The organism is Neptunicella sp. (genome assembly GCF_048268085.1).
Lineage (GTDB): Bacteria > Pseudomonadota > Gammaproteobacteria > Enterobacterales > Alteromonadaceae > Neptunicella.
Genome location: NZ_JBLWWF010000002.1, coordinates 88552 through 108412 on the forward strand (window position 1 = coordinate 88552; position 19861 = coordinate 108412).

Here is a 19861-nt window from a genome sequence, read left to right on the forward strand (position 1 = left end):
TACAGGTGTTTTTCTGGTCGCGGATGAAAATGGACCGAAGGGTTAGCGCAGCTCAGCCATGCTTAGCTGAGCTGCACTTAATATGATGTTTTACAATACAACCAGCCGTTTCGGTGCCACTTTTCCATCATCGTCAATTTGCCCCACGCCTACAAAACCCGGCCCATCAGGGACATACACTCTAACTTGCCCGTCAACCGGCGCATTAGCCACCTGAACCGCCTGCCCATTCATAAAATAAGCCGCAAACATCGCCGGGATTTCCACTGCCGGTAAACTCGCTACCGCCGTGTCCATTGGCAGCAATAAATCGTCCAACAGTGACCAATCTTGCTGATCATTATCATTAATTTGATCGCGTAATTGCTGCAACTGCTCGAAGGTGATCATCTTATCTACCGGATAGTCTGCCACTTCGGTACGATGCAAAGCCGACACATACGCACCACATCCAAGTAACTGACCTAAATCATCGACTAAGGAACGGATATAAGTGCCTTTACTGCAGCGGACTAGCATATCCACTTCATCATGTTCAAAACGATGAATTTGCAAGTCGTAAATAGTAATGTCACGGGCTTCACGAGGAATATCGATACCCTGTCGAGCATAATAATACAGTGGTTTACCCTGATGTTTTAATGCGGAAAACATTGAAGGCACCTGTTTTATTGGCCCACGAAACTGTTCGCAAGCTTGCTCAAGTTGTGCCCGACTGACCGCTACCGGTTTCTCAGCAACAATCTCACCATCGGCATCAGATGTTGTGGTGCGAATGCCCAATTTTGCCGTGACTAAATATTCTTTATCCGCATCCAGCAAAAACTGCGAAAATTTAGTCCCTTCTCCCAAGCAAACCGGCAACATACCTGTCGCCAGTGGATCCAGTGCACCGGTATGTCCCGCTTTATTAGCAAAAAAGATCCCTTTCACTTTTTGCAAGGCTTGGTTAGAGGATATATCCAGCGGTTTGTTAAGCAGCACGATACCGTTAATCGCACGACCTTTGGTTTTTCTTGCCATTAAGTCATCTCAATTGGAATAAGCCGTACTACTCTTGTTCGTGCTCTTCATTATCTAAATCACGACCCACTTGCTTGGCCCGCTCTTTATCTTTTATTAGCGTTTCGGATACCAGATTGGAAATACGCATCCCTTCGGTAATAGAGGCATCACGAACAAAACGTAACGCAGGTACCGCACGCATGCGCATACTCTTTGCCAACAAAGTACGAATGAAACCTTTATTTTCTTCCAGTATGGTTAGGTACTCTTTAATCTTCGCATCGTCATTTTCAAAAAATGTGACAAAGATTTTTGAGTAGGACAAGTCTCTGGACACTTCAACACCTGAGACGGTGACCATGCCTAAACGAGGATCACGGTTTTTAAATTCATTTTGTAAAATACTGGCAACTTCTTTGTGGATTTGATGACCCACCCGATCGGTTCTGGAAAATTCTCTTGCCATAATACTTTCTCCTCTGGCCGATGATTAAACGGCCTTAATGTCATCCAGCTACTAACCAAGACAAAAATGCTCAACCGGGGTTGAGCATTTCATTTCTGATTTACATCACACCGTTAGACTAGATTTGACGTTTAACTTCAACGATCTCAAATACTTCAATTTGGTCACCGACTTTAACATCATTGTAGTTCTTAACACCGATACCACATTCCATGCCGTTACGGACTTCTTGCACATCGTCTTTAAAGCGACGCAAGGATTCCAGCTCGCCTTCATAAATCACTACATTATCACGCAGTACGCGGATCGGATTGCTGCGTTTGATGATACCTTCAGTCACCATACAACCGGCAATCGCACCCAGCTTAGGCGACTTAAATACATCACGTACTTCAGCCAAACCAATGATTTGCTGTTTAAACTCAGGTGACAACATACCACTCATGGCCTGTTTCACTTCGTCCAGCAAGTCATAGATGACGCTGTAGTAGCGTAAATCGATTTCTTCTGACTCAATAACTTTACGCGCCGTTGCATCGGCACGGACGTTAAAGCCAACCAGAATAGCCCCCGAGGCGGCTGCCAAGCTTGCATCGGTTTCGGTGATTCCACCAACACCGCTACCAACGATAATGACTTTAACTTCTTCAGTAGACAAACCAGTCAATGAATCGGCAATGGCTTCAACAGAACCTTGTACATCGGCTTTTAATACCACATTCAGTTCGCTGACATTACCGGCTTCCATATTGGCAAACATATTTTCCAACTTGGATTTTTGCTGTCTGGCCAATTTCAGTTCACGCTGCTTGATAGAACGTTTGCTAGCGACTTCACGGGCTTTACGCTCATCGGACACCACTAACGCATCATCACCGGCTGCTGGTACACCAGATAAACCAAGGATCTCAACCGGAGTCGATGGACCTGCCACCGCCACATCGTGACCATTTTCATCTTTCATGGCACGAATACGACCGTATTCCAGACCACAAAGCATAATATCACCGGCTTTTAATTGCCCTTCTTGCACCAGTACCGAGGCAACCGGACCACGTCCTTTATCCAGACGAGATTCAATCACCAGACCTTTAGCTGCACCGGTTGAGGCGGCTTGTAAATCTAGTACTTCAGCTTGTAATGAAATCGCTTCAAGTAATTCATCAACACCCATACCGGTTTTGGCAGAAACGTTAACGAACTGGTATTCACCGCCCCACTCTTCAGAAATAACTTCGATTTGCGAAAGTTCACTTCTGACACGTTCAGGATCAGCGCCTTCCTTATCCATTTTGTTAACCGCAACAATCAACGGCACCCCAGCGGCTTTAGCATGCTGAACGGCCTCTTTGGTTTGCGGCATCACACCATCATCAGATGCAACCACTAAGACCACGATGTCGGTAGCCGTCGCACCACGTGCACGCATTGCGGTAAAGGCGGCGTGTCCTGGTGTATCGAGGAAGGTAATTTTACCGTTCTCGGTTTCCACACTGTAAGCACCGATATGCTGAGTAATACCACCGGCTTCACCGTCTGCCACTTTGGCTTTACGGATATAATCAAGCAATGAGGTTTTACCATGGTCAACGTGACCCATAATGGTAACCACCGGCGCACGGCTGGATTTTTCATCATTGCCCTGTTCTGACAACAATTCATCTTCTAATGCATTTTCGTTAACCAGTTCATATTTATGACCCATTTCTTCCACGACCAAAATGGCCGTATCCTGGTCCAATACCTGATTAATCGTCGCCATTTCACCCATTTTCATCATGGTTTTAATGACTTCTTTGGATTTAACCGCCAAACGGTTGGCCAGTTCACCCACAGTAACGGTTTCGCCTAAACGCACAATGCGCTCAACCGGAGCCGCTGGCTTGTTAAAGCCGTGCTGTAAACCTGCGCCTGCGTCTTTTTTCTTCTTGCCTTTACGGCGACGCGAGCTACGTTCAACTTGTAAATCTTCTTTGTCTTCCGCTTCCTGAGCATAACGAGAAGAGTGCAAGTGGACTTCTTCGGCTTCTTGCTTTTTACGTTTCTCTTCTTCTTCTTTCCAGCGACGTTCGTTTTCTTCCGCTAATTTACGTGCGGCTTCTTCCGCTTTTTTGGCTTCTTCTTCAAGCTTGCGCTGTGCTTCAGATTCTTGCTGTAAACGCAGTTTTTCAGTTTCAGCACGCACTTTTTCGCGTTCAGCTAATTCTTCAGGAGAAAGATGCTTTTCTTCTTCTTTCTCTTTTTGTTTTTGGGCTTCGCGATGGGCTTTTTCTTCTTCGGCCTTTTTCGCTCTGGCTTCTGCTTCTTTCTGTGCTTTTTCCTGCGCGGCTTTTTTGGCTTCTTCGGCAGCCTGACGCTCGGCTTCAATTGCAGCTAAACGTTCTTCTTCGGCTTTTTTCGCCTCTTCAGCCAAACGTGCTACTTCTGCGTCACTACGCTTGACGTAAGTCCGTTTTTTACGCACTTCCACCGTGACTGCTCGGGATTTACCCGACGACTTAACATTTAACGTACTGGTACTCTTGCGGCTAAGCGTCATACGCTTAGGCTCGTCATTTCCCCGTCCACCATGCTGCTTACTTAAATGATCTAGTAAGGTTTTTTTCTCGACCTCATTTACTTGTTCACCAGCTGATTTTTTTATACCTGCATCGGCAAATTGTTGAACCAGTCGTTCAACGCTTGTGCCTATGTCATCGGCAAGTTTTTGTATGGATACTTCTGCCATGTGTTGCGGCTCCTCATGCTGATGTTATTCTTCGTTAAACCAAACAATATTACGGGCGGCCATAATTAATTCGCCGGCCTTTTCTTCACCCATATTTTCCAGTTCACAAATCTCGTCCACACCCTGTTCTGCCAGTGCTTCAAGATTAGTAATACCGTTACTGGCCAAAACAAAGGCTACGTGTCGGTCTAATCCTGCTAAATTTAATAAATCTTCCTCAGGCTCAGCGCCTTCCAGAGATTCTTCGCTTGCCAGTGCTTGAGTCGTTAATGCACCTTTGGCGCGATTACGCAGTTCTTCAACTGTCTCTTCATCAAACTCTTCAATCGCTAATAACTCACTGGCGGGTACATAAGCGATTTCTTCTAAAGTCGAGAAACCTTCTTCGACCAAAATAGTGGCCATATCGGCGTCAATATCTAACGCGCTCACAAAACGGTTTAATACTTTAGAATTTTCTTCTTCATGTTTAGCGTTTAAATCGTCAACCGTCATGACATTGAGTTCCCACTCTGTCAATTGGCTGGCTAAACGGACGTTTTGACCACTGCGGCCAATGGCTTGCGCCAAATTATCTGCTTCAACCGCCACATCCATTGAACGGCTATCTTCATCAACCACTATCGAAGCGACTTCTGCTGGTGACATGGCATTAATTACAAACTGTGCCGGGTTATCATCCCATAATACAATGTCAACACGCTCGCCACCTAATTCACTGGATACAGCTTGTACCCGTGAACCACGCATACCTACGCACGCGCCTACTGGGTCAAGACGCTTATCATTGGTTTTAACTGCAATTTTGGCTCTTGAACCCGGATCACGTGCCGCGGCTTTAATTTCCAGCACTTCTTCAGCGATTTCAGGTACTTCCAGTCGGAATAGCTCTACCAGCATTTCCGGATGTGTACGACTAATAAATAACTGCGGCCCACGAACTTCAGGTTTAATCACATACAATAAACCACGTACCCGATCACCTGGACGGAAGGTTTCACGCGGTAACATATCATCACGATAAATCACCCCTTCTGCATTATTACCTAAATCAATAATGATGCTTTCACGGCTGGCTTTTTTCACCGTACCGGTAACCAGTTCACCAATACGCTCTTCATATTCAGCCATCACTTGAGCACGTTCGGCTTCACGTACTTTTTGTACGATAACCTGTTTAGCTGTTTGGGTCGTAATACGGTCAAATACAATAGATTCGATTTGATCTTCAACGTATTCGCCTAATTGAATATCAGGTTCTTCCACTTGAGCTGCGGATAGAGTCATCTCTGCGTAAGGGTTTTCCTGTTCTTGATCATCAGGAATAACCAACCAACGACGATAGGTATCAAAATCACCGGTATCGCGATCAATACTGACACGTACTTCAATTTCGCCTGGACTTTTCTTTTTGGTGGCGCTGGCGATAGCGAATTCCAGAGCTTCAAAAATTTTCTCTCTGGGAACCAATTTTTCATTGGACACGGCTTCTGCCACTAATAGAATTTCTTTATTCATTGCCCGTTTGCCTCGCTTCCTTAGTCAAAAATTGCAACTACATTGCCTTTATTAATATTCGCAATAGCCAATTGATAGTGCTGACCATCAACTTCAACTACAATCGTGCCTGCATCACAGGACACAAGCTTGCCTTTAAAATTACGTCTGTTATCCATTGGTACCATTAATTTAACCTGAATCACTTCACCAACCACTTGTTGGTAATGCGCTTCTTTAAATAACGGACGTTCCATCCCCGGTGAAGACACCTCAAGGTTGTATTCTGTCGAAATAGGATCTTCAACATCCAAAATAGCACTGGCCTGATGGCTCACATCAGCACAGTTATCTACCGTAATCCCATCTTCATGATCAATAAAAATCCGCAGGATCGAATGCTTACCTGCAGACACAAATTCTATACCGACTAATTCAAAACCTAGTGCTTCAACAGCAGGTTCCAACATCGCAGTTAATTTTAATTCCAGCTGTGACAATCTCAGCTCCAAAAACAAAAAAAGGGCATTAAGCCCGGACAATAAACAACATAAGTACCGTAAAAACGGATAACAAAAAGCCCCGTGCTAAGCGGGGCTTTTTGTACTGGACCCTTGTCCACCAATTTTAATTAAAAGCTGCTATAACACAACAATAATAAAATTTGGTTGCGGGAGCAGGATTTGAACCTACGACCTTCGGGTTATGAGCCCGACGAGCTACCAGACTGCTCCATCCCGCGCTTGAAATCTTTACTCGCTGACTTGGCTTAGCACCCCGTCTCAAGATGGGCGTATTATACAGAGAGGCGCCTTAAGCGCAAGTCTAATTATTGAAATTTAGCCACTTTTCAGTGCGAGTGCTGATTATTTGAACAGACCATTGAATATATTGGCTCAATAGCCAAATGTGCTTGAATAAGCTGGCGCTTAAAACCTTCAGTTATAACAACAAAACCTTATAGCCAATCGAATTCTTCTTCAGAATTAACATCCACATGGCCATAACTAAGTAGGGTTAAGCGGATAGTGACATCATCGATGGTGCTTTCAATTTGCTGCCACTCATTTTCACTCAACGTAATTTCGTCCAAGATAGAATCAATCTCTTTGAGTTTTTTCCTTAGCACGGTGACTTTTTGCTCAGTAATATTTTCCATAATATCGATACTTGTTGATAAAAAGCTCAGAAGATAAATCTAAGTTAAAACCCACCAAATCGCCATTATTTTTTCATAATCTATTACATTTTCTATCTAAATCATTGAATTTTTAATTTTTTGCCTGCCACTTAGCACTGGTCAATAGTTGATCCTTTGCATATACCGCGGCCCTAAAATGGTCGCCAGCACGAATGACGCCAACCCCTTTAGGAGTGCCCGTCATCACCACATCCCCATCTTGTAGAGTAATAAATTGCTGTAATTCTCGCAGAATAATATCCGGCTTATACATCATCAAGTCGACGCCACCTGACTGGACAAGCTGATCATTTATCATTAACTCTAAACGCAAACTGTCATCAATCTGCTCAATAGACACAAACTCACCCAGCACGGCAGCCCCATCAAACGCTTTTGCCCTTTCCCAAGGTAATCCCTTCGCTTTAAGTTTGCTTTGTAAATCCCGTTTGGTCAGATCAAGGCCGAATCCTACTGCACTAAACCGGCCTCCTTGATACACAAAGCACAATTCACCTTCATAATGCAGCGGTCCCTGATGAAATGCCTTTAACTCAGCAGAAATAGCCGAATTCGGTTTAATAAACACGACCATTTCATCTGGCAGTTCATTACCTAACTCGGCAATATGTTCTACATAGTTACGACCAACACAAATCACCTTTGAAGGCGACACTGTCTTACCATCCACTATTATACTGTGCATAAATAATTAACCTAAATTAAAATCGTTCTATAGTAAAAAGGCCGTAACGAAAAACGCTACGGCCTTTAAAATTAGTTGGTGCGGATGGGGGGACTTGAACCCCCACGAGCGATGCTCACCACCCCCTCAAGATGGCGTGTCTACCAATTCCACCACATCCGCGAAGCTTTTTAATTCAGAGCTTACTCTGGAATATTATTTTCAGGCTTAGGATCCGCAGCAGGAACATCACTATCGGCAGGCTTGTCAGCAGGAACTTGTTGTTCAACTGCCGCGCCTTCAAGGTTTTGCCATTCATCCACTTGTTTTTCTTGTGTACTGGATAAATTGCCCAAGATAAGGCTGATCACAAAAAATAATGTTGCGAGGATAGCTGTAGTGCGGCTCATAAAGTTACCGGAACCACTAGCACCGAAGACAGTATTAGAACCACCTGCCCCAAAAGACGCGCCCATATCGGCGCCTTTACCTTGCTGAATCAGCACCATACCAATCAACAACAATGCCACTATCAAATAAACTACAATAAATACTTCGTAAAGCATGCTTTACCTCAACTCGTTTGCCGCTTGGCAAATTTTAATAAATTCTGCTGGTTTCAGACTAGCGCCACCTACAAGGCCGCCGTCTACATCTGGTTGCGCAAATATACTGGTGGCATTCGCCCCGTTTACGCTTCCCCCGTACAAGATCACTAACTCTTGTGCGACTTTCTCATCTTTACTTGCAATATGTTGGCGAATAAAGTGATGAACTTCCTGCGCTTGCTCTGGTGTTGCGGTTTTGCCTGTACCTATGGCCCAAATAGGCTCATAAGCTACCACCAGATTAGCAAAATTCTTAACCCCAACCCGATTTAACACTGCATCCAGTTGTTCGGCTAAAAATTCAAATAATTGTCCAGCGTCGCGAATTTGCTCTGACTCACCAATACAAAAAATCGGTGTTAAGCCAGCATCAAGTATGGTCGCGACTTTTTCGGCGACCAGCAGGTTATCTTCGACATAATACTCTCGTCGTTCAGAATGACCTACAATCACATATTCTACCTGTACATCTTTGAGCATTGAGGTAGACGTTTCGCCGGTAAATGCCCCACCCGATTTATCACTGACATTTTGTGCACCTTTGCTGAAGTTTTTAGCATTCAACATCGATAAATACACTGTCGGGGGACAAACCACTACCTTTACATTGTTTAACTCAACTTGAGCTAAGGCAGCGGACATTTGTTCAATTAATGCCGGATCACCGTTCATTTTCCAGTTACCAGCAACAATTGGTTGTCTGTTTTGTGGTTGCATTATGACTCCACTAAAAAGCGGGCGAGATATTATCTAACCCGAGGTAAAGTTACAAGTAGCACAGAGGGCTTTTTACCCTTATACCGTGGCTTTTTTCACTTCATCGGCAATATGCTGTGCCCATTTATCCGAGGTCGCGGCATCACGGGATTCCACCATCACGCGAATTAATGGCTCAGTGCCACTTTTACGCAATAATACCCGGCCGGTTTCACCCATATCAGATTCAGCATTATTAACCGCTTCAATCACCGCTGGATGATGTTCTGGTGAGCTGCCGGCATTAAAACGCACATTAATCAGGGTCTGCGGATATTTTTCCATACCTTGACTAAGTTCATATAAAGACATTTCCGCATGCAACATGGCGGTCAGCACTTGTAAACCTGCGACAATCCCATCTCCGGTAGAGGTAGCATTAAGATTTATCACATGGCCTGAGCTTTCACCACCGATACTCCACCCTTTGGCTTGTAGCAATTCCATGACATAGCGGTCACCAACTTTACTGCGCTCAAATTGGATACCTAACTTACTTAAGCCCATTTCAAGACCAAGGTTGCTCATTACGGTCCCTACTACACCGCCTTTTAAGCGACCTGACTTCAACGCATCGCGAGCGATGATATAAACAATTTGATCACCATCAAGAACATTCCCTTTATGGTCAACCAGCATAATACGATCGCCATCACCATCGAGTGCAAAGCCCAAATCGGCTTTTTCGCTTAAGACCAGTTCAGTGACGGCTTTCATTGAAGTCGCCCCCACTTTATCATTAATGTTTAATCCATCCGGTTTAGTACCAATTTCCACTACGTCAGCACCTAATTCACGTAATACGTTTGGCGCGATGTGATACGTGGCACCGTGGGCGCAATCCACCACAATTTTCAAACCGGTGAGTGACAGCTCGCTAGGAAAGTTGCCTTTACAAAATTCAATATAGCGCCCGGCAGCATCGTCTATTCGGCTGGCTTTGCCTAACTTATCCGATGCCACACAAACCATGTCCTGTTCCATCATTGCTTCGATGGCGATTTCTATATCGTCGTCCAGTTTCATCCCGTCGGCCGAGAAAAACTTAATCCCGTTATCATAATAAGGATTATGCGAGGCGCTGATAACAATACCGGCTTCTGAACGAAATGTTTTAGTTAAATAAGCAATTGCAGGGGTTGGCATGGGGCCAAGCAAACCGATATTGATACCCGCCGCCGATAGACCGGCTTCCATCGCAGATTCAAGCATATACCCTGAAATCCGTGTGTCTTTTCCAATCAAGACTTTGTTAGTCCCCCGACCGGCTAAGACTTTACCGGCAGCCCAGCCTAGCTTGGTCACAAAATGCGGATTGATTGAGCTTTCACCTACTTTGCCGCGAATTCCATCAGTGCCAAAATATTTTCTTGCCATGTTTTTTCCTTTACATACCTTGCATTGCATTAATAATTTTTACTGCATCAACGGTTTCGGCTACATCATGTACCCGAATAATCTGCGCCCCCTGCATCATGGCAATGGTTGCCACTGCAATACTACCGGCTAATCGTTGTGAAGTATCACGGTCAATCACATTACCAATCATGGATTTACGTGATGCCCCCACCAATAATGGCAGTTGAGTTTGCTGAAATTGGTGCAGATTGGCTAGCAATTGATAATTTTGCTGTAAATTTTTACCAAATCCGAAGCCAGGATCCAGAATAATTTTATCGCGGTGAATACCTGCCTTTTGGCATTCATCCACACGTTGGTGTAAAAATGCGATCACCTCAGTAACCACATCCTGATAAACCGGATCATGTTGCATCGTACGAGGTTTGCCTTGCATATGCATCAGGCAGACCGGCACATCGGATTGCTTGGCTGCCGAAATCGCGCCTGGCTCTTGTAAGGCGCGAATATCATTGATCAAACCAGCGCCAGCCTTGACGGCTTCTAACATTACTTGGGCTTTACTGGTATCAATTGAAATTACGCAATCAAATCGCTGGCGCAGCGCCTCAATCACTGGAATGACTCTTGATAGTTCTTGCTCAAGACTCACCTCAGCGGCACCAGGACGAGTAGACTCGCCACCGATGTCAATAAAGTCGGCTCCTTCTGCCAGCATCAATTCAGCTTGCTTCAATGCGCCATCAAGATGGGTAAAACATCCACCATCAGAAAATGAGTCCGGAGTGACATTGAGGATCCCCATAACCTTTGGCTGATCCAGAGCGATAAATTTATGACCAAATTGCATACGTTGTCAGCGAGTTATCTTTAATTAACGGGATAGCAAAAGGCGCCCTAAACGAGCGCCTATTGATTAATTAACCGGCTACATCACCGGGTTTATTTGAAGGAGTCTGTACCGCCGGTTTAGGATTCGAAGGTGTATCACCACCCGTTGGCGTATTATCATCGCTACGGGAGCTCCAATCGGCAGGTTCACGCACTTCGGTACGGGCCATCAGATCATCAATTTGTAATGCATCAATAGTTTCATATTTCATTAATGCATCTTTCATAGAATGCAAAATATCGATATTTTCTTTTAGTAAACGTTCCGCTCGCTCATAGTTGCTATCAATAACGGCTTTAATTTCTGCATCAATGGCTCGCGCGGTTTCATCTGACATATGCTTGGCTTTTGCCATGCTGCGTCCTAAGAAGACTTCACCATCTTCCTCGGCATACAGCATTGGCCCCATTTTGCTGGATAAGCCCCATTGGGTCACCATTTTACGCGCAATATCAGTAGCACGCTCAATATCGTTCGAGGCACCTGTGGTAACCTTTTCATCACCGTAAATTAGCGCTTCGGCAATACGTCCACCAAATAAACTGGAGATCATACTTTCAAGATGCTGTTTGGAATGGCTGTACCGATCTTGTTCAGGCAGATACATCGTTACCCCAAGAGCACGTCCACGCGGAATGATTGATACCTTATAAACCGGATCGTGCTCTGGAACTAAACGCCCTACAATAGCGTGACCCGCTTCATGATAGGCCGTCATCGCTTTTTCATCTTCCGACATCACCATTGACTTACGTTCTGAGCCCATCATGATTTTGTCTTTGGCTTTATCAAACTCTTCTTGGGAAACAGTACGTTTGCCACCCCGAGCTGCAAATAGCGCCGCTTCATTAACCAGGTTGGCTAAATCTGCCCCCGAGAAACCTGGAGTACCACGAGCAATAACAGACGCTTCCACATTCTCAGCCAATGGCACCTTACGCATATGCACTTTAAGGATCTGTTCACGACCGCGAATATCCGGTAAGCCAACGGTTACCTGACGGTCAAAACGACCAGGGCGCAATAGAGCCGGATCCAGTACATCAGGACGGTTAGTCGCAGCAATCACGATAATGCCTTCATTACCTTCAAAACCATCCATTTCAACCAGCATCTGGTTTAAGGTTTGTTCGCGCTCATCATGACCACCACCTAAACCGGCGCCACGCTGACGACCTACTGCATCGATTTCGTCGATAAAGATAATACAAGGTGCTGCTTTTTTAGCTTGCTCGAACATGTCGCGCACACGAGAAGCACCGACACCAACAAACATTTCCACAAAGTCAGAACCAGAAATGGTAAAGAAGGGCACTTTGGCTTCACCGGCAATGGCTTTTGCCAACAAGGTTTTACCGGTTCCAGGTGGCCCTACCATCAAAATGCCTTTAGGAATTTTGCCGCCTAATTTTTGAAACTTGGATGGATCACGCAAGAAATCGACTAATTCCGATACATCTTCTTTGGCTTCATCACAACCGGCCACATCAGCAAAGGTGGTTTTGATTTGATCTTCGCCTAATAGGCGCGCTTTACTTTTACCAAACGACATCGCACCACGGCCACCGCCGCCTTGCATTTGGCGCATAAAGAAGATCCATACCCCAATTAACAGCAACATGGGGAACCAGGAGATAAAAATAGACGCCAGGAATGACGACTCTTCTGGTGGCTCGCCAATAATACGTACTTCGTGTTTGATCAGGTCATCCACTAATTGATCATCAAAATACGGAATATAGGTAACAAAGCTTTCACCTGAACGTTTGAAACCTTTAATTTCACGTTCATTGATACGAACCTCACGTACCTGCCCTTGTTGCACATCTTGTACAAACTGGGTGTAGTCCATTTGCCGGTTTTTTGCATCACCGGGACTAAAGCTCTGAAATACGGACATCAATACTAATGCGATGACCAACCATAAGATTAAATTTTTTGCCATATCACTCAATGTCGTGACCTCTTTTCAACTCATTTTGCCTTATGACAAAACGTAATTTATTGCTTGTAAGACTACTATAATTTGTAGTCAGTCGCTACCAGATAAACCTCTGGTGAACGGGTTTTGCACGAACCCGCACTTCAATTTTTACTGCATTGATCGTGTTCTCATCTGTATTTACGTATTCATCAATGAGGAACCTAACAATTTGCCTCTAAATGAGTTCCTGTTTCGGTTCTAGGTTAGAACTTAGACCGGACTGTTGTACTTTTAGTCCATCAGAATCATAAAAATAGGCAGATAAACAACCCTTAGTACTGGTTGATTACGTCTTTTTTGTCATCAAATCACATACTGATTAGGAATACTGCTAAGATGGCGTTAGAATAGCGTTTTTCAATCACTAATAACCAATTAAATTTGTAAATGAATCTATCAAACAAACAAAAGCAGTACCTTAAGGGCCTTGCCCACTCGCTAAAACCTGTTGTTCAACTTGGCGGAAATGGCTTAACAGAAGGGGTGCTGGCTGAAATTGATTCTGCATTAGCTCATCACGAATTAATCAAAGTCAAAGTCCCAAGTGAAGATCGGGAAGAAAAATCGCTGATAATGGACGCTATCGTACGTGAAACCGAGGCAGTTAAATTACAGGTTATTGGTCATACTCTGATTATTTATCGTCAAAGCGAAGAGAAAAAAATCAGCATTCCCAAGAAATAAATCCTTTTATTTTATGCATAAAAAAAAACGAGTCCCAGGACTCGTTTTTTTGTAGCAAAATATGTCGTTAAATATATTTCACATCTATAACTTCATACTCCACCACACCTGCCGGAGTTTGAATATTCACAATATCATCCAGTTCTTTACCAATTAAGCCTCGGGCAATGGGAGAACTAATAGAAATCAAATTGTTTTTGATGTTGGCTTCATCTTCACCCACTATCCGATAGGTGGTTTCCGCTTCGGTTTCAAGATTCAGAATAGTGACAGTAGCCCCAAAAATAACCTTGCCATTGTTGGGCATTTTAGTAACGTCAATAATCTGCGCATTCGACAACTTGCCTTCAATGTCCTGAATACGTCCTTCACAAAAACCTTGCTCTTCCCTGGCAGCGTGATATTCAGCATTTTCTTTCAAATCACCATGCTCACGAGCCTCTGCGATATCTTTTATAATTCGCGGACGCTTGACGGTTTTCAACTCATTCAGCTCATTACGCAATAATTCAGCGCCATGAGCTGTCATTGGATATTGACTCATAGTGTTAACTTACTCTTGTATGTAATTCCTGAACCGATGTCACTCTGGCACGATCATCAGCTTCATTGGCATTGATAGTAGCAAAGGCAGCATTCAATGTGGTGGTATAAGTCACTTTATTCAATAATGCTGCGCGGCGGATATAAACCGAATCGGTAATAGCCTGCCGACCTTCAGTCGTATTGATAATATAGTTGTATTCGCCATTTTTGATTGAGTCCATCAAATTAGGACGGCCCTCAGACAATTTATTGACTACCTTACATTCAACACCCGCGTTGTGTAATTCAACCGCAGTACCTTTGGTTGCTTCTAAGGTAAAACCTTTAGTTATCATCGCTTTGGCTAATTCAACAACACGTAGTTTGTCATTATTACGTACAGACAACAAGGCCTTGCCACCTTTTGGTATCGGCGCACTAGCGCCTAAGTTGGCTTTTGCATAAGCTTCTTCGAATGATTCACCCACGCCCATGACTTCACCAGTTGAGCGCATTTCCGGGCCTAAAAGTGGATCCACACCCAAGAATTTGGCAAACGGTAACACCACTTCCTTAACTGAATAATAAGGCGGAATAATTTCTTTGCTAATGCCCTGCATCTGCAACGTATTTCCCACCATCGTTCTGGCAGCAATTTTTGCCAATGGCATTCCGGTCGCTTTTGATACAAAAGGGACCGTTCTGGCAGCACGCGGATTGACTTCGATTAGATAGACTTCACCATCTTTGACCGCGAATTGGGTATTCATTAAACCGACTACCCCTAATTCCAATGCCATGTCTTTAACTTGCTGACGCATCACATCCTGAATTTCAGGGCTAAGTGAATACGGTGGCAAAGAACAGGCAGAATCACCGGAATGGACACCCGCTTGTTCGATATGCTCCATAATGCCGCCGATAACCACAGTTTCACCGTCACATATCGCATCCAGGTCAACCTCAATGGCATCATCCAGAAAACGATCTAGCAATACCGGCGAGTCATTAGATACTTTAACTGCTTCATTGAGGTAGCGCTTTAAATCGTTGATGTCATACACGATTTCCATTGCACGGCCACCTAATACATAAGACGGACGTACTACTAAGGGAAAGCCAATTTCCTCAGCTTCAATCAATGCTTGTTCAATATTTGTTACAGTCGCATTGGCCGGCTGCTTGAGGTTAAGCTTGTTCACCATTTGCTGGAAACGTTCGCGGTCTTCAGCACGGTCAATCGCATCCGGTGAAGTACCGATAATGGGTACCCCATTTGCTTCCAGTGCACGCGCCAGTTTAAGCGGAGTCTGGCCACCATACTGAACGATCACCCCTTTAGGCTGCTCAACCCGCACGATTTCTAATACATCTTCTAGTGTGACAGGTTCAAAGTACAGTCTGTCAGATGTGTCATAATCGGTAGAGACGGTTTCTGGGTTACAGTTAACCATAATGGTTTCATAACCGTCTTCACGTAATGCTAGCGCGGCATGTACACAGCAATAATCAAATTCGATACCTTGACCGATTCGATTCGGACCACCACCCAACACCATAATTTTATCTCGTGAACTAGGATTCGCTTCACATTCTTCATCATAGGTCGAATACATATAAGCGGTATCTGTCGAGAATTCTGCGGCGCATGTATCCACCCGTTTATACACCGGTTGAATTCCCATGCCACGACGGGCTTCACGCACATCATCTTCACTGACTTTGGTTAATGCTGCCAGTCTTGCGTCGGCAAAACCTTTACGCTTAAGGGTTCGCATTAAGTCTTGATCGATGCCAATTAACCCTTTTTCGGTCACGGTAGATTCAAGTTGTACGATTTCCTGTAATTGCACCAGATACCAGCGATCAATCTTGGTCAACTCAAATACTTCATCGACACTCATCCCCATGCGGAATGCATCACCGATATACCATATACGCTCGGCACCGGGTTCCATTAATTCACGCATCAAGGTGGCTTTAGCATCCGGATCGGCCATATCCAACATCGGATCCAAACCACTAGCGCCGACTTCCAAACCTCGTAAGGCTTTTTGTAATGACTCTTGCTGGTTACGACCGATGGCCATAACCTCACCCACAGATTTCATTTGCGTGGTTAAACGATCATTGGCGCCGGGGAATTTTTCAAAATTAAAACGTGGAATTTTAGTTACCACGTAATCAATGGAGGGTTCGAAAGACGCAGGCGTTAAGCCTCCGGTAATATCATTCGCCAGTTCGTCCAGACTGTAGCCTACCGCCAATTTGGCCGCGACTTTAGCAATGGGGAAACCGGTCGCTTTTGAGGCCAGTGCTGATGAGCGCGATACCCGAGGATTCATCTCGATAATGACCATACGTCCGTCGTCTGGATTAACACCAAACTGTACGTTAGACCCACCTGTTTCCACACCAATTTCACGTAATACCGCCATTGCCGCATTACGCATAATCTGGAATTCTTTATCAGTTAAGGTTTGCGCTGGTGCAACGGTAATAGAGTCACCAGTGTGCACGCCCATTGGGTCGAAGTTTTCGATGGTACAAACGATAATACAGTTATCGTTTTTATCCCGTACCACTTCCATTTCATATTCTTTCCAACCGATCAGGGATTCATCAATCAATAACTCATTGGTGGGTGATAAATCTAAACCACGGCGGCAAATTTCTTCAAATTCATCTTTGTTATAGGCAATCCCACCACCGGTGCCGCCCATTGTAAAAGAAGGTCGAATAATACAAGGAAAACCAATACGGCTAACCACATCGTAAGCTTCATCCAAGCTATGAGCGATTTCAGCCCGTGGACATTCAAGGCCAATGGATTTCATTGCTTTGTCGAAACGATCACGATCTTCCGCTTTATCAATGGCATCCGCAGAAGCGCCAATCAGTTCCACATTAAATTCGGCTAAGACGCCATGCTTATCCAGATCAAGCGCACAGTTCAATGCTGTTTGGCCACCCATAGTCGGCAGTACGGCATCTGGGCGCTCTTTTTCAATAATCTTTTTAACGACTTCCCAATGAATTGGCTCGATATAAGTGGCATCGGCCATTTCCGGGTCAGTCATAATGGTAGCGGGGTTAGAGTTAACCAGGATAACCCGATAACCTTCCTCACGCAGGGCTTTACACGCCTGCGCGCCAGAGTAATCAAATTCACAGGCTTGACCGATTACAATCGGTCCAGCGCCCAAGATAAGAATGCTTTTTATATCAGTACGTTTTGGCATTGGTGACTTATCCTTTAGCTGCTTTGATTAAATCGATAAAGTGGTCAAACAGTGGTGCGGCATCTTGTGGACCCGGACTGGCTTCAGGGTGTCCCTGAAAACTGAATGCCGCTTTATCGGTACGGTGAATTCCCTGTAACGTTTTGTCGAACAGGGAAATATGAGTCACTTGCAAATTGTCAGGTAAATTTTGTTCATCTACTGCGAAACCGTGGTTTTGACTGGTAATAATAACTCGATTATTGGCAATATCTTTTACCGGATGATTAGCTCCATGATGGCCGAACTTCATTTTTGAGGTTTTCGCGCCGCTGGCTAAGGCTAACAATTGGTGACCTAAACAAATACCAAATATAGGTATTTCAGCATCCAATAGTTGTTTTATCGCTGTAATTGCATAATCACATGGCTCCGGGTCACCAGGGCCATTAGACAAGAACACACCATCAGGTTTTAAGGCTAGTACATCAGCCGCTGATGTTTGTGCTGGCACCACAGTCAAACGACAGCCACGTTCGACCAACATACGCAAAATATTATGTTTGGCACCAAAATCATAAGCAACCACATGATAAGGCAAGTTTTGTTGATCCGCAGCATAGCCCTGTCCCAACGACCAAACAGAATCATTCCACTGGTAGGCATGTTTGGTACTAACCACTTTAGCCAGATCCATACCTTTAAGGCCAGGGAAGTCTTTGGCCGCGGCTAATGCTTTAGCTTCATCAATATCGCCAGCAATGATACAACCGTTTTGTGCGCCAGTAGTACGCAACAGACGTGTTAAGCGACGAGTATCAATATCGGCAATACCAACAATATTATTCTGTTGCAGATAGCTGGATAAATCCTGTTCGCTACGGAAATTACTAACCGTTAACGGCAAGTCTCGAATAACTAAGCCTTTGGCCCATATCTGATTGGATTCTTTATCTTCCTGATTGGTACCGGTGTTACCAATATGTGGGTATGTCAGGGTAATGATTTGTTCTGCGTAAGATGGATCGGTGAGAATTTCCTGATAGCCTGTCATCGAAGTATTAAAAACCACTTCACCGACTGATATACCATCAGCGCCAATTGCGGAGCCTTTGAAAACAGAACCGTCTTCAAGGACCAAAAGGGCAGATTTGAACAAACCAACCTCCTATTCTGGAAAACCTTAATAAAAACGGGTATTTATTACCCGTTCACAGCTGTTTACCCTACCATTTGCAAGCAAATTGCTAATTTTTGGCAAAACCACAATAGTATATACGAACATGGATAAAGCGTCCATATTGAATTAAGCATAAGATGAAAAACAATGCTTTAATTTGATTTTTGTCGCTTAGTGCTTATAAATAGCAATTATCTCCCCCGAAACAGTCGCGAATTCCTTAATTAAACTCATAGGGATAACCAATTAACTCTGTGCTGTTGAGCAATATTCTTGAAACGTTAAAGTCCCAATACATCATGCATCGAATAGAGTCCTGCGGGACGACTCGTTAACCAGCTAGCGGCCCTGACGGCTCCTTTGGCAAAAGTGAGTCGGCTTGAGGCTTTATGGGTTAATTCCAATCGTTCACCAATATCGGCAAAAATTACCGTATGATCACCAACCACGTCTCCGGCCCTAACGGTGGCAAAACCAATCGTTTGTTGATCACGTTCACCGGTATCGCCTTCTCTTCCGTAAACGGCACATTGGTCAAGATCACGTTCCAGTTCATCAGCTATAGCTTCACCAATCGCCATAGCCGTGCCTGAAGGCGCATCTTTTTTAAATCGATGGTGGGTTTCAACAATTTCAATGTCGGCACTATTTCCCATCACGCTGGCGGCCTGTTTTACCAGATTTAATAACAGGTTGACTCCAACACTATAATTCGCCGCAAATACCACCGGAATATTAGCCGCCGCCTGATCTAATAGCTGTTTTTGTGTTTGATTCAGTCCCGTGGTACCAATGACCACTGGCTTTTTGTGAGCGATACACCAGGCTAGATTCCCTTCCAATGCAGCAGGTAAGGTAAAATCAATCATTACGTCAACATCATTGACAAAGGTATCTGGATTGCCACTAATGGTTAAATCACATTTTCCTATCCCAGCCAACTCACCGACATCCATACCTACCCACGGCGAGTCAGCGCGCACGGCAGCGCCCTGTAACATAGCATTGTTGTCGGCTTTTGCTGCTTCAATCAGTACTCGCCCCATTCGACCGTTAGCACCGAAAATTCCAATTTTAACCATATGTGACAT

17 protein-coding genes and 2 tRNA genes are annotated in these 19861 nt (G+C 44.5%); 1 reads left to right on the forward strand and 18 read right to left on the reverse strand.

Annotated features, from left to right (window positions below; translation table 11 throughout):
- Nucleotides 1-90 precede the first annotated feature (90 nt).
- The 14 genes from truB to ftsH form a co-directional block, all read right to left on the reverse strand.
- On the reverse strand, nucleotides 91-1023 hold the full coding sequence (gene truB / locus ACTD55_RS01825) for a tRNA pseudouridine(55) synthase TruB (RefSeq protein ID WP_438862592.1): 933 nt from the start codon (nucleotides 1021-1023) through the stop codon (nucleotides 91-93).
- 28 nt (nucleotides 1024-1051) lie between these two features.
- Nucleotides 1052-1471, reverse strand: a complete 420-nt coding sequence (rbfA, locus tag ACTD55_RS01830) for a 30S ribosome-binding factor RbfA (protein WP_438862593.1) — start codon at nucleotides 1469-1471, stop codon at nucleotides 1052-1054.
- A 118-nt stretch (nucleotides 1472-1589) separates the two neighbouring features.
- Complete coding sequence (gene infB, locus ACTD55_RS01835; protein ID WP_438862594.1) at nucleotides 1590-4199, reverse strand: translation initiation factor IF-2; 2610 nt, start codon at nucleotides 4197-4199, stop codon at nucleotides 1590-1592.
- Between the two features lie 24 nt (nucleotides 4200-4223).
- On the reverse strand, nucleotides 4224-5717 hold the full coding sequence (nusA, locus tag ACTD55_RS01840) for a transcription termination factor NusA (RefSeq protein WP_438862595.1): 1494 nt from the start codon (nucleotides 5715-5717) through the stop codon (nucleotides 4224-4226).
- A 20-nt stretch (nucleotides 5718-5737) separates the two neighbouring features.
- On the reverse strand, nucleotides 5738-6196 hold the full coding sequence (gene rimP / locus ACTD55_RS01845; protein WP_438862596.1) for a ribosome maturation factor RimP: 459 nt from the start codon (nucleotides 6194-6196) through the stop codon (nucleotides 5738-5740).
- Nucleotides 6197-6361: 165 nt separating this feature from the next.
- A tRNA-Met gene (locus ACTD55_RS01850) sits at nucleotides 6362-6438 on the reverse strand.
- Nucleotides 6439-6654: 216 nt separating this feature from the next.
- Entirely contained in the window at nucleotides 6655-6855 is a 201-nt protein-coding gene (locus ACTD55_RS01855) for a hypothetical protein (protein ID WP_438862597.1), read from the reverse strand.
- A gap of 112 nt (nucleotides 6856-6967) precedes the next feature.
- Nucleotides 6968-7582 carry a fumarylacetoacetate hydrolase family protein gene (locus tag ACTD55_RS01860; RefSeq protein ID WP_438862598.1) on the reverse strand — a complete coding sequence of 205 codons (615 nt, stop codon included), beginning with the start codon at nucleotides 7580-7582 and terminating at the stop codon, nucleotides 6968-6970.
- 76 nt (nucleotides 7583-7658) lie between these two features.
- Nucleotides 7659-7744, reverse strand: a tRNA-Leu gene (locus tag ACTD55_RS01865).
- Nucleotides 7745-7764: 20 nt separating this feature from the next.
- Nucleotides 7765-8127, reverse strand: coding sequence for a preprotein translocase subunit SecG (secG, locus tag ACTD55_RS01870; protein ID WP_438862599.1), 363 nt, complete (start codon nucleotides 8125-8127; stop codon nucleotides 7765-7767).
- Nucleotides 8128-8130: 3 nt separating this feature from the next.
- Nucleotides 8131-8886: a triose-phosphate isomerase gene (gene tpiA / locus ACTD55_RS01875; protein WP_438862600.1), complete on the reverse strand. Its 756-nt coding sequence runs from the start codon at nucleotides 8884-8886 to the stop codon at nucleotides 8131-8133.
- Between the two features lie 78 nt (nucleotides 8887-8964).
- Nucleotides 8965-10302 (reverse strand): phosphoglucosamine mutase, encoded by a 1338-nt coding sequence (gene glmM, locus ACTD55_RS01880; protein WP_438862601.1) that lies wholly within the window; start codon nucleotides 10300-10302, stop codon nucleotides 8965-8967.
- Nucleotides 10303-10312: 10 nt separating this feature from the next.
- The gene (gene folP, locus ACTD55_RS01885) at nucleotides 10313-11134 is read right to left on the reverse strand and encodes a dihydropteroate synthase (RefSeq protein WP_438862602.1); all 822 of its coding nucleotides are present in this window, start codon (nucleotides 11132-11134) and stop codon (nucleotides 10313-10315) included.
- 70 nt (nucleotides 11135-11204) lie between these two features.
- Nucleotides 11205-13130, reverse strand: coding sequence for an ATP-dependent zinc metalloprotease FtsH (ftsH, locus tag ACTD55_RS01890; protein ID WP_438862603.1), 1926 nt, complete (start codon nucleotides 13128-13130; stop codon nucleotides 11205-11207).
- Between the two features lie 417 nt (nucleotides 13131-13547).
- Between ftsH and yhbY the strand changes: the two genes are divergently transcribed.
- Nucleotides 13548-13844, forward strand: a complete 297-nt coding sequence (gene yhbY, locus ACTD55_RS01895; protein WP_438862604.1) for a ribosome assembly RNA-binding protein YhbY — start codon at nucleotides 13548-13550, stop codon at nucleotides 13842-13844.
- Nucleotides 13845-13911: 67 nt separating this feature from the next.
- Here yhbY and greA read toward each other — a convergent pair whose 3' ends face one another.
- From greA to dapB, 4 genes are all read right to left on the reverse strand, one after another.
- Complete coding sequence (greA, locus tag ACTD55_RS01900) at nucleotides 13912-14388, reverse strand: transcription elongation factor GreA (protein WP_438862605.1); 477 nt, start codon at nucleotides 14386-14388, stop codon at nucleotides 13912-13914.
- A gap of 4 nt (nucleotides 14389-14392) precedes the next feature.
- Nucleotides 14393-17611 (reverse strand): carbamoyl-phosphate synthase large subunit, encoded by a 3219-nt coding sequence (carB, locus tag ACTD55_RS01905; RefSeq protein WP_438862606.1) that lies wholly within the window; start codon nucleotides 17609-17611, stop codon nucleotides 14393-14395.
- Nucleotides 17612-17618: 7 nt separating this feature from the next.
- Nucleotides 17619-18749, reverse strand: a complete 1131-nt coding sequence (carA, locus tag ACTD55_RS01910; protein WP_438862607.1) for a glutamine-hydrolyzing carbamoyl-phosphate synthase small subunit — start codon at nucleotides 18747-18749, stop codon at nucleotides 17619-17621.
- A gap of 302 nt (nucleotides 18750-19051) precedes the next feature.
- Nucleotides 19052-19852: a 4-hydroxy-tetrahydrodipicolinate reductase gene (gene dapB / locus ACTD55_RS01915; protein ID WP_438862608.1), complete on the reverse strand. Its 801-nt coding sequence runs from the start codon at nucleotides 19850-19852 to the stop codon at nucleotides 19052-19054.
- Nucleotides 19853-19861: the final 9 nt, after the last annotated feature.

Bases quoted from the DNA above. Each gene is read 5' to 3' on its own strand.
- rbfA (WP_438862593.1), bottom strand. From the start codon at position 1,471: ATGGCAAGAGAATTTTCCAGAACCGATCGGGTGGGTCATCAAATCCAC.
- glmM (WP_438862601.1), bottom strand. From the start codon at position 10,302: ATGGCAAGAAAATATTTTGGCACTGATGGAATTCGCGGCAAAGTAGGT.
- carB (WP_438862606.1), bottom strand. From the start codon at position 17,611: ATGCCAAAACGTACTGATATAAAAAGCATTCTTATCTTGGGCGCTGGA.
- tpiA (WP_438862600.1), bottom strand. From the start codon at position 8,886: ATGCAACCACAAAACAGACAACCAATTGTTGCTGGTAACTGGAAAATG.
- yhbY (WP_438862604.1), top strand. From the start codon at position 13,548: ATGAATCTATCAAACAAACAAAAGCAGTACCTTAAGGGCCTTGCCCAC.
- ACTD55_RS01860 (WP_438862598.1), bottom strand. From the start codon at position 7,582: ATGCACAGTATAATAGTGGATGGTAAGACAGTGTCGCCTTCAAAGGTG.
- dapB (WP_438862608.1), bottom strand. From the start codon at position 19,852: ATGGTTAAAATTGGAATTTTCGGTGCTAACGGTCGAATGGGGCGAGTA.
- truB (WP_438862592.1), bottom strand. From the start codon at position 1,023: ATGGCAAGAAAAACCAAAGGTCGTGCGATTAACGGTATCGTGCTGCTT.
- infB (WP_438862594.1), bottom strand. From the start codon at position 4,199: ATGGCAGAAGTATCCATACAAAAACTTGCCGATGACATAGGCACAAGC.
- nusA (WP_438862595.1), bottom strand. From the start codon at position 5,717: ATGAATAAAGAAATTCTATTAGTGGCAGAAGCCGTGTCCAATGAAAAA.
- ACTD55_RS01855 (WP_438862597.1), bottom strand. From the start codon at position 6,855: ATGGAAAATATTACTGAGCAAAAAGTCACCGTGCTAAGGAAAAAACTC.
- greA (WP_438862605.1), bottom strand. From the start codon at position 14,388: ATGAGTCAATATCCAATGACAGCTCATGGCGCTGAATTATTGCGTAAT.
- folP (WP_438862602.1), bottom strand. From the start codon at position 11,134: ATGCAATTTGGTCATAAATTTATCGCTCTGGATCAGCCAAAGGTTATG.
- secG (WP_438862599.1), bottom strand. From the start codon at position 8,127: ATGCTTTACGAAGTATTTATTGTAGTTTATTTGATAGTGGCATTGTTG.